This is a genomic window from Gordonia sp. NPDC003376, from assembly GCF_053589235.1.
The window spans coordinates 1-2,128 of sequence record NZ_JBSFRM010000060.1; the positions used below are offsets into that span (position 1 = coordinate 1).

Here is a 2,128-nt window from a genome sequence, read left to right on the forward strand (position 1 = left end):
CAAGTCTTGTCGTAGGAGGGTGTCGATGATCTTGCCGACGGTGTTGTCGGCCATCCCGCGATACAGGGTTTCGACGAGGTCGACAGCAGTGAAGTAACGGACCTTGTGTCCGGCGTGCACCGCGGCGATGCCCAACCCGATCAGGGTGTGACTCTTGCCGGTCCCGGCGGGCCCGATGAGCGCTAGATTATGTTGGGCGCGTATCCATTCCAATGACTCCAGGTAGGCGAACGTGTTCGCCGGGATCGATGACGCGGCCACATCGAAGCTCTCGAGTGTTTTGGTGACGGGGAACCCGGCCGCTTTGAGCCGGTTGCGGATGTTGGAGGCATCGCGGGCGGCGATCTCGGCCTCCACCATGGTGCGCAACAACTCTTCCGGCGTCCACCGTTGGGTTTTCGCAGTCAACAGTAACTCGGGCGCCAGGTAGCGGATCGCGGCGAGTTTCAACCGCCTCAACCCCATATCCAGATCTGCTGCCAGCGGTGGCACCTCCTGTGGTGCAACCGGTTTCGTCGTCTTGGCGCCGGTCATGACACCACCTCGTTGGTGTCGGTGACTTTGTAGCGGTCCAGGTCTCGGGTCGGTGCCTGCGGTAGCTCGGCGATCAGGGCGCCGCCGGCAGGGCGTGGGTTCGGTGCGCCGGCCCCGGCAGCCAGGATCGAGCGCACATCGGCGGCTTTGAACCGCCGGAACGCCACCGCCCGGGTCAACGCTGCGGTGAACTGCGCGGTTCCGTGGGCGGTGTGTAACCCGAGGAGGTCATCGATCTCGCCGGCCAGGCGGGTGTTGCCGATCGCCGCCGCCCCGACCAGGAACTGCTCGGCGACCTTGCCGATCGCGCAGAACTGTTTCTCTGCAGCAGTTTTCGGTCGCGGCGCCCGACTCAGTGGTTTACGGGCGCCGCCGTAGTGGGCATCATCAAGGACCACCTCACCGGGTGCGCCCAGTGCGTGATCGGCCACCACCTCGCTGGTGGCCGGGTCGACGATCAGCAGCCGCCCGTCCTCCTGGATCAGCCGCACTGTGGTGCCGACCAGCCGGTGCGGCACCGAGTAGCGCACCGAGGCATACCGGATACAGGACAGCTTGTTGACCTTGCGGCTCACCGGTGGTGGTCCAACTTCGGCGCGCAGAGAGGGTAACGGCGCCAACACCTCTCGCTCTACCACCAACTGTTCGGCGGGGAACTGGCAGGTGTCGGTGTGCCGGCGGGTGTTGACTTGCACACACCAGTCCACGGCTGCGCGGTTGGCTTGGTGCACATCGAGACGAATGTCGTCGCGGCCGGCGGCGATCTTCGCTTCGGTCCACAACGGTTGCGCCAGATCAGACTGCACGTAGCCGCACAGGTTCTCCACGATGCCTTTGGACTCCGGATCCTCGCCGTGACAGAAGTCCGGCGCGAAGCCGTAGTGGGTGGCGAATCGGATGTAGGTCGGGGTCGGGATCACCACGTTGGCGACCACCCCGCCTTTGAGGCACGCCATCCGATCGGCCAGGACCCGCCGGGGAACCCCGCCGATCTCCTCCAACGCTTGAGCGATGAAACCCAAAGTAGTGGTGACTGTTTCATCGGTGGAGAACTTCACAAACCGCCACCGCGAGAACGCGAGCACCGCGCAGAACACGTGCAGCCCGCCGACTGTGGCCCAATCGATCACCAGGTACTCGCCCGGGGACCACACCGCCGGACGGCGTCCCGAGTACTGGCTGCGGCGCCATTGGGCTTTCGACCGAGACACCAGCCGCCGGAAGTTGCGGTCCGAGCCGGTGTAGCCGGCCGCCCGCGCGACCGGCAGCAGCCGTTTCGCGGTGATCTTGCCTTTCGAGCTCTGCACGCGTTTAGCGACCAGATCGGCCACCGACGCGTAGTTGCTGACCCGCTGCTTGCGCGGCGGTTGTTTCAGGCCGGACTGGTCGGCCTCGAAGCGCTCCACGACACGCTTGACGGTTTTATGAGTGGTACCGCAGATCTCAGCTGCAGCACGGTAGCTTCCGACTTCGCGGTAAGCAGAAATGATGTCCATTCGGTCCCTCGCGGTTTTCAATGGAACTCCCGGGCGGTGATGGTGATCGGTTGGCACCTTCACCGTCACCGTCTGGGCCTCCATTCCAGGTTCGACAC

2 protein-coding genes are annotated in these 2,128 nt (G+C 64.7%); both read right to left on the reverse strand.

Annotated features, from left to right (window positions below):
- Positions 1–534, reverse strand: a 534-nt coding sequence (locus ACWDUA_RS25530; protein ID WP_449753818.1) for an ATP-binding protein, incomplete at its 3' end; no start/stop codon positions are given.
- Positions 531–2,051 (reverse strand): IS21 family transposase, encoded by a 1,521-nt coding sequence (istA, locus tag ACWDUA_RS25535; protein ID WP_449753819.1) that lies wholly within the window; start codon positions 2,049–2,051, stop codon positions 531–533. The genes istA and ACWDUA_RS25530, both read right to left, overlap by 4 nt.
- Positions 2,052–2,128 lie beyond the last annotated feature (77 nt).